This window comes from Micromonospora sp. ALFpr18c (assembly GCF_008868155.1).
Lineage (GTDB): Bacteria > Actinomycetota > Actinomycetes > Mycobacteriales > Micromonosporaceae > Micromonospora.
This window is the reverse complement of the sequence record NZ_WBKR01000255.1, coordinates 1-7,823: the sequence shown is the minus strand read 5'-3', so window position 1 is coordinate 7,823 and position 7,823 is coordinate 1. Positions and strand designations below refer to the sequence as shown.

The window sequence follows — 7,823 nt, the reverse complement described above, 5'->3', positions numbered from 1 at the left end:
GGGTCGGCGGCGTGGGTGGGCGGGCACCGGCCGGCGCGCTGAGGTGCCGGCCCCGCCACAGGTAGCCGCCGGCGGCGATGGTGGCCACCCCGGAACTGACGGATACCGGACACGACGAGCGGCCGCCCCGGGTGGGACGGCCGCTCGTCGCGGATGACACCGGCGGTCAGGCGGTGAGAGTCGCCAGGTGCTGCTTGACCTGGGTGATCGAGGGATTGGTGAGGGCGCTGCCGTCGGCGAAGCGCAACGTCGGCACCGTCTGGTTGCCGCCGTTGACACTCATCACGAACTCCGCGGCCTTCGGGTCCTGCTCGATGTCGACCACCTCGTACCCGATGCCCTCCCGGTCGAGTTGCGACTTCAGCCGGTGGCAGTAGCCGCACCAGGGGGTGGAATACATCGTCAGCATGGTCGGATCCTCCAACTCCTCCGGCCGCCGGCTTGCGGATCAAGCCGAGGCTGTTCGCTGCAACGTTCGGAGGAGCTGAGATGATTCCTGGTTGTGGTGGTTCACTCAGCGTCGGAACAGGTGCTCGCCGGGCTGGACCCGGAGCAGCGCGCCGCGGTGACCGCACCCGCCGGCCCGGTCTGCATCCTGGCCGGCGCCGGCACCGGCAAGACCCGCGCGATCACCACCCGGATCGCCCACCGGGCGCTTTCCGGTGAGATCTCCCCGCGGCACGTGCTCGCGGTCACCTTCACCGCCCGGGCCGCCGCCGAGATGCGGCACCGGATCTCGCTGCTCGGCGTGCGGGGCGTGCAGGCGCGCACCTTCCACGCGGCCGCGCTGCGCCAGGTCCGCTACTTCGCCCCCCGGCTGCTGGCCGGCCGGGCCATGCCCGAGCTGCTGGACAGCAAGGTGCGGCTGGTCACCTTCGCCGCCGCCCGGGTCGGCCTGCGCACCGACCGGGCCGCCGCCCGGGACCTGGCCGGTGAGATCGAGTGGGCCAAGTCGTCGCTGGTCGAGCCGGGGGACTACGTGGTGGCGGCGGCCCGGGCACTGCGGGACACGCCGCACGAGCCGGCGAAGGTGGCCGACGTGTTCACCGCGTACGAGCAGCTCAAGCGCTCCAACGGCGTGATCGACTTCGAGGACATGCTGCGTGCCGCGGTGTGGGGCATCGAGGAACACCCGGACGTCGCCGAGCAGGTCCGTGGCCAGTACCGGCACTTCGTGGTCGACGAGTACCAGGACGTCAACCCGCTCCAGCAGCGGCTGCTGGACGCCTGGCTGGCCGGCCGCAACGACCTCACCGTGGTCGGCGACGCCAGCCAGACGATCTACTCGTTCACCGGGGCGACCTCGTCGTACCTGGTCGACTTCCCGCGCCGGCACCGCAACGCCACCGTGGTCCGGCTGGTCCGCGACTACCGCTCCACCCCGCAGGTGGTCGGGCTGGCCAACGCGGTGATCTCCCAGGCCCGGGGCACCGAGGCGCGGCTGCGGCTGGAGCTGAGCGGTCAACGCCCCCCGGGACCGGTACCGGACCTGCGGATCTTCACCGACGAGCCGGCCGAGGCGAACGCCGTGGCCGCCCGCTGCCGGTCGCTCATCGACGCGGGCACACCGGCGAAGGAGATCGCCGTGCTGTTCCGCACCAACGCGCAGTCCGAGGCGTACGAGAAGGCGCTCACCGAGACCGCCGTGCCGTACGTGGTGCAGGGCGCGGAGCGCTTCTTCGAGCGGACCGAGGTGCGCCAGGCGATGATCGCCCTGCGCTCCGCCACCCGCTCGATCCCCGGGGAGACGCCGCTACCGGCCGCCGTCGTCGAGGCGCTCACCGCGGTCGGGTGGGCACCCGACACGCCCCCGGCCGGCGGCGCCGCCCGCGAGCGCTGGGAGGCACTCGCCGCGCTGGTCCAGCTCGCCGAGGAGTACGCGGCCACCCCCGAGGTCGTGCCGATCGGGGAGGCCGCCTCGGTGGAGCGCCCGGTCACCCTGACCGACTTCACCGAGGAGCTGGCCAACCGTGCCGCCCAGCAGCACGTGCCGACCGTGGACGGGGTGACGCTGGCCTCCCTGCACTCGGCCAAGGGGCTGGAGTGGGACGCGGTCTTCCTGGTCGGCCTCGCCGAGGGCACCCTGCCCACCACGTACGCCAAGACCGTCGAGCAGGTCGAGGAGGAACGACGGCTGCTCTACGTCGGGATCACCCGGGCCCGGCAGTGGCTCTGGCTGTCGTACGCCTCGGCGCGCTCGCCGGGCGGGCGGGCCCGGCGGCCGTCGCGGTTCCTGCCCCAGCTGGACCGCTCGGGCGGGACCGAACGGGCGGCCGGCGGCACCGGTCCGGCCCGCCGCCCGGAGCGTCGACGGACCCAGATCGTGTCCTGCCGGATCTGCGGTGCCACCCTGCTCGCCGGTCCCGACCGCAAGCTGGGCCGCTGCCCCACCTGCCCGTCCGACATCGACGATGAGCTGCACGAACGACTGCGGGAGTGGCGGCAGCGGGTGGCCGGCGCGCAGAAGGTCCCGGCGTACGTGGTCTTCACCGACGCCACGTTGACCGCGCTGGCCGAGCGGCGTCCCGGCCGGCCGGAGGAGCTGATCGCCATCGCCGGCATCGGCCCCCGCAAGTTGGGCCTGTACGGGGAGTCGGTGTTGGCGCTCGTGGGGGGCGCGGGGGTGGACGACGTCTGCCCGGAGAAAACTTTCGAAATCCAGTCGTAAATTCGTTTGCCCTCGCCCCGGCGCGAGGAATAGCCTCAGGACACACCACGCGAGCGGCGCCATTCCGGCTGCTCACGGGGGTTGGTCCAGTCGATTTTCGAGGAACGTGAGGGAGGTGGCACCCGTGAAGATCTTCACCTATGAGCGTCTGGCGGCGATGCCGTCTGTCCACGCTCCGTTGTCGGCTGTCCGGGTGGCCCTTGCGGCCGCACGACCGTCGGTTCCGCAGGTGCACCAGGTTCAGGCCGAGCTGACCCTGGCCGTCGCGCCCACCGGAGTCGATGGGACCAGTGGCATCACGGGCATGGGCATCGATGGCGCCAAGAAGCGCACGAATGTCCGCGGCGTTCCACCTCGAGGTAGACCGGTCTGACTCTCAGACACCGGCTCACCTCGAGGCCGCGGAACCCGCTACCGGGATCCGCGGCCTCAGTTTTTTGCCCCGCCGAAGTTACGTCGGAATGCGATCCACGAGATCGAAGTGAGAGAGAGGTGACCGGGAGATGAGTCTGGCGTTGGCCCCCCTCGATGTGAGCGTCGAGATGGAGGCGAACCTGCCCTGCCGGAAGTTCGACCCCGACCTGTGGTTCTCTGACTCGCCCGCCCAGCTCGAGCTGGCCAAGTCGCTCTGCGGGGACTGCCCGCTGCGCGTCGAGTGCCTGGCCGGGGCGGTGGAGCGAGCGGAGCCGTGGGGCGTCTGGGGCGGCGAGATCTTCGAGCGTGGCGCGGTCGTCCCGCGCAAGCGGCCCCGTGGCCGTCCGCGCAAGGACGACGTCGCCCGTGACGCCGAGCTCCGGGTCGAGGCCGAGGCGCGCCTGGCGGCCAGTGGGCTGTCCGAGGTGCGTGGCGCGGTCCGGCTGGCAGCCTGACATGTTCCCGATCCGTACCAGCTACGCCGGTGTCACGCCGGCAGCGAGTGAGAAGACGATGTTCAACGTCCTGACTGGAGCCTTCGAGATGCAACTACTCCACGAAGCGTTGTCCCGGGCTCGAATGCGCCGGCCTCAGGCCGGTCGTACCACCACGAGCACTGAGGCAACCCGATCCGCCCGTACCGTCGCCATGAACAGCCGTAACCAGTCGGCGCGCGACCTGGGCGTTCTCTAGTACCAACCCCACTCAGAAGGGCGGGTGCCGACCGGCACCCGCCCTTCGTGACGTTCTCAGCCCGGTGTGCTCACGCCACGGGAGCGAAGCCGGGGAGCCAGCGTTCCAGGATGCTCCGGTACGGGGCCTTCGCCTCCAACTGGCAGAGCACCCCGATCGATCCGAGTGTCACCCGGTGGATGAGCAGGTACGACGGCGGCAGGTTGAGCTGCCGGCTCAGCTGGTAGGTGGGGGACCGGGGGCTGGCCAGTCGCGCCGCCTCGCCGCGCAGCCACGCCCGGGTGAAGCGAAACCCGTCGGTGGCGATGGGCTCCAGCATCGGCCGGATGAAGTCGAGCACACCCTCGGCGTCGATATCGTCGGCGGCGCCGATGAAGCCCTCGGACCGCAGCCCCTCCACCACCCCGGCGGCGTCGTTGCGCAGGGCCAACGCGGCGATACGACCGATCGGCTCCGGCGTGCCCTCCGGCATCCGCGCCACCGCGCCGAAGTCGATCACCCCGAGCCGGCCGTCGGCCAGCAGCCGGAAATTGCCCGGATGCGGGTCGGCGTGCAGCAGCCCGGCCCGCTGCGGCGCCGAGAGGTGCAGGGTGGCCATCAGCCGGCCGGCCTCGTCCCGCTGCTCCTCGGTGCCCTCCCGGATGATGTCCGCCAGCGGCGTGCCCGTCACCCACTCGGTCACCAGCACCCGGGGCGCCGCGTTGATCACCGCCGGGATGTAGATCTCCGGGTCGTCGGCGTACGCGGCGGCGAAGGTGCGCTGCGACTCGGCCTCCAGCTCGTAGTCCAACTCCTCGGTGATCCGCTCACGCAGCTCCACCAGGAGCGGCTTGACGTCCAGGCCGGGCTGGATGGCCCGGAACATCCCGCCCAGCCGGGAAAGCTGCTTGAGGTCGGCGAGCAGCGCGTCACCGGCGCCCGGATACTGGATCTTCACGGCCACGTCGCGGGCGTTCGGCGCACCCGAGGCGTCGTACCCCGGTTCCCGCCACCGGGCCCGGTGCACCTGGCCGATGCTGGCCGCGGCGGCCGGGGTGTCGTCGAACTCGACGAACCGGTCCCGCCAGTTCGGGCCGAGCTGCTCGGCCAGCACCTTGTGCACGCTGGCGGCCGGCAGCGGCGGCGCCGCCTCCTGGAGCTTGGTCAACGCCTGCCGGTAGGGGGCGGCGATCTCCTCCGGAAGGGCCGCCTCGAAGACCGACAGCGCCTGGCCGAACTTCATCGCACCGCCCTTGAGCTGGCCCAGGACGCTGAACAGCTGCTCGGCGGTGCGTTGCTGGATCTCCGCGGAGATCACGTCGGAGGCGAGCCCGGTGACACGCTTTCCCATGCCGAGGACGGTCCGGCCGGCGAAGCCGAGCGGCAGAGCGGCGAGCTTGGCGGTCCGGGACACGGCCCGGCGCGGGATGTCGGTCACCCGGTCATTGTTACCGACCGGAGGGCCCCGCTGCTGCCGTGCGGCCGGGCTGGTGCGTACGCCCGGCTCTCCGAGCACCCGCACGCCGGATGGGGTGGCCAGCCCCGGCGGCGGAACCGGCCGGCGCCGACGATCTCCAGCGCGGCACCGAGCGTCTCCGGACTGCCGCCGTCGAGCTGCGTCAGCGCCTCGACGAGCGCGTACCCGATCGCCGCGAGCAGCGTGCCGGTCGTACCGGCCGGGGTCGGCGCGGTGGCCGCGAGTTGGGCGGCGAGCCGCGGCCAGGCCGGGTCGCGGTCGGCCCGGTGCAGCTCGACGCAGTGCAGGCACGGCCCGGCGGGCGGCCGGACCAGCGGCCCGACGACCGGTACGCCCTCGCGCAGGGTGATCAGAAGGTGCGGCTGGCGGCGCTGGGCGAGACCGGCCGCGAGCAGCGCCGGAGGACGGTCGGTGCCCAACTGGATCACCAGGTCGACGCGGACGGCACGGCCCGGGTGGGTGCCGGTGCCCGGTGCGATCCGGTCGATCGCAGCTCGTACCGCCGGGGCCAGCGGATGGCCCAACTCGGCGGCCGTGATGCCGGTGCCGACCAGGTCGACGGCGCGTACCGGACCGGTGAGGTGGGGGATCACCTGCCCGACGCCGGACTGGGCCAGCGCCACGGCCAGCGGTGCACCGAGTGCGCCGGTGCCGGTGAGCAGCACCCGGGCGGTTCGTCGGCGACGCAGCACCTGCGCGGGGGTGCCGGGCAGCCGGGCCGCGGCCAGGGCCAGCGCGCCTGCCTCCGCGGCGAGCCGCGCCCGGAGCGGGCCGGCCAGCTCGCGGGGGAGCAGGCTGTGCGCGGGCACCAGCAGGCCCGCCGTGCGCAGGGCGGCGAGCAGGGTACGAGCATCGTCGGTGGTGACCCGCGCGGCGGGCGCGTACGCCAGCACCTGCCGTTCGCTACGGGTGCCGTCGAGCAGGTCGAGCAGGTAAGCGGCGCGAGGGTTGGCCAGCTCCAGCAGCACGGCAGGGCCGGGGCCGACGCCGAGTTGAAGGGTGTGGCGGTCGCGCCACAGCCGATTGAGGCCGGGCAGCAGGGTGGGCCGGGGCAGCATGGGACGACTCATGGTGACGAATCGTGACCGCTTCCCTGCTCTCGGTCGATCGTTGTCCACAGGTGGCCGGGCCGCTGTCCAGCGCTGTCCACAGGATTCGCCGAGTTATCCACAACCGGCGAGTAGGGGTGTCGGTCACCCGACAGTGGGTCGGCGCGGCGCGGCGCGGCGGGACGGCAACGGGGGCGGGGTGGCCGTCGGCCACCCCGCCCCCGTCCACCCGTACGGGTCAGACCTTGGCCTTGCCCAGGATGCGGTTCACTGTTGTACCGCATACCGGACACTTGCCCTTTGCCATGTTCATACCGGTCTTCGAGACCTCGACGTGCCCCTCGAAGTCCCGCTTCTCCTTGCACTTCACGCAGTAACCGTTGTAGGTCGTCTGGGCCTGGTCGGCCACGGTGCCCTCCTCGTCTCGTCCGCCGGTCAATACGGTCCCGGCGGGGTGCCCGGCGGCGGGCCACACGGGGCGCCGCTGGGTCTCACTCCACGGCCACCTTCGTGACCGCTGGTCCGCGGACCCTACCCAGGTCTGGGCAGTTCCATGTCAGCTGTGCATCGACACTGTGAGCAAGTCGACGTCGAGAGTGTGCATGGCGAAATAGGTCGGATAAGTCAGTTTGGCGGGGACACGCCGACCAAACCCTCTCAGCCACCCGTGCGGGTGGCCTGTGCGGCGTCCGAAGCGGTGCTCACCTACGGTGGAGGCGGCGTACCCCGAGCTTGGCCTGCACGAAGGGTGACGAGAGGGCGCGGCGACGGCTCGGTCAAGAAATTTTCGGGACGCTGGGCGACCAATCACCATTTTCTGGGCGCGTGTCGTGCGGTTGACTCTTGCGGACCCCTGGTCAGTACGCATTAGCTTTCTGACGTGACACGTAGCCGAGGCTGCGCGGGCCAGTGATGGCGGGGACGCGCAAGCCGGTCGTCGAGGTGCGGCGCAGTCAGCGCCGACGACGCACGGTGTCCGCGTACCGTGACGGCGAACGTGTCGTCGTCCTCATCCCGGACCAGTTCTCCCGCGCCGAGGAGAGCGAATGGGTCGACCGGATGCTGGCCCGGCTCGCCGCCCGGGAGGGCCGGTTGGCCCGCTCCGACGCCGAGCTGCTGGCCCGGGCCACCCGGCTCATCGACCTCTACCTCAGCGGGTACGGCGCTCGCGCGGTGCCGGCCAGCGTGCGGTGGGTCACCAACCAGAACGGCCGATGGGGCTCCTGCACGCCCGCCGACCGCAGCATCCGGATCTCCCACCGCGTGCAGGACATGCCCGACTGGGTGATCGACTACGTGTTGCTGCACGAGTTGGCGCATCTCATCGTGCCCAGTCACAACGCGCGGTTCTGGGCGCTGGTGGGTCGCTACCCCAAGGCGGAACGCGCCCGCGGGTACCTCGAAGGCGTGGCCGCCGCCTCCGGCGCCCCGTCCCCACCTGACCCGCGCTGATCCCCCGTATCCCGGCGGCGCGGACACCCCGATTCCGCCGAAACTGAGTGGATCATCCCGCCGGGCCGGGTCGGGCCGGGCCGGGTCGGGC

General features: G+C 72.0%; 8 protein-coding genes. 4 read left to right on the top strand and 4 right to left on the bottom strand.

Features of this window, described 5'->3' with window-relative positions; all coding sequences use genetic code 11:
- Positions 1-166: 166 nt before the first annotated feature.
- A complete protein-coding gene (locus F8271_RS28565) occupies positions 167-409 on the bottom strand; it encodes a mycoredoxin (protein ID WP_151492942.1) in 243 nt (80 codons plus the stop codon).
- A 93-nt stretch (positions 410-502) separates the two neighbouring features.
- Here F8271_RS28565 and F8271_RS28560 point away from each other — a divergent pair, with 93 nt between their 5' ends.
- The 3 genes from F8271_RS28560 to F8271_RS28550 all read left to right on the top strand — a co-directional run bounded on the left by F8271_RS28560 (position 503) and on the right by F8271_RS28550 (position 3,537).
- Complete coding sequence (locus F8271_RS28560; RefSeq protein ID WP_151492941.1) at positions 503-2,668, top strand: ATP-dependent DNA helicase UvrD2; 2,166 nt, start codon at positions 503-505, stop codon at positions 2,666-2,668.
- Between the two features lie 124 nt (positions 2,669-2,792).
- The gene (locus F8271_RS28555) at positions 2,793-3,041 is read left to right on the top strand and encodes a hypothetical protein (RefSeq protein WP_151492940.1); all 249 of its coding nucleotides are present in this window, start codon (positions 2,793-2,795) and stop codon (positions 3,039-3,041) included.
- Positions 3,042-3,171: 130 nt separating this feature from the next.
- Entirely contained in the window at positions 3,172-3,537 is a 366-nt protein-coding gene (locus F8271_RS28550; protein WP_151492939.1) for a WhiB family transcriptional regulator, read from the top strand.
- A gap of 308 nt (positions 3,538-3,845) precedes the next feature.
- On the opposite strand, the gene F8271_RS28540 is transcribed toward F8271_RS28550, so the two are convergent.
- The 3 genes from F8271_RS28540 to F8271_RS32670 all read right to left on the bottom strand — a co-directional run bounded on the left by F8271_RS28540 (position 3,846) and on the right by F8271_RS32670 (position 6,689).
- Positions 3,846-5,192, bottom strand: a complete 1,347-nt coding sequence (locus F8271_RS28540; protein WP_151492938.1) for an AarF/ABC1/UbiB kinase family protein — start codon at positions 5,190-5,192, stop codon at positions 3,846-3,848.
- Positions 5,189-6,301 (bottom strand): TOMM precursor leader peptide-binding protein, encoded by a 1,113-nt coding sequence (locus F8271_RS28535; protein ID WP_151492937.1) that lies wholly within the window; start codon positions 6,299-6,301, stop codon positions 5,189-5,191. The genes F8271_RS28540 and F8271_RS28535 overlap by 4 nt, the downstream gene beginning before the upstream one ends.
- Positions 6,302-6,518: 217 nt before the next feature.
- Positions 6,519-6,689, bottom strand: coding sequence for a DUF5679 domain-containing protein (locus tag F8271_RS32670; RefSeq protein WP_167457767.1), 171 nt, complete (start codon positions 6,687-6,689; stop codon positions 6,519-6,521).
- A gap of 503 nt (positions 6,690-7,192) precedes the next feature.
- On the opposite strand from F8271_RS32670, the gene F8271_RS28530 reads away from it, so the two are divergent.
- Positions 7,193-7,732 carry a M48 family metallopeptidase gene (locus F8271_RS28530; protein WP_151492936.1) on the top strand — a complete coding sequence of 180 codons (540 nt, stop codon included), beginning with the start codon at positions 7,193-7,195 and terminating at the stop codon, positions 7,730-7,732.
- Positions 7,733-7,823 lie beyond the last annotated feature (91 nt).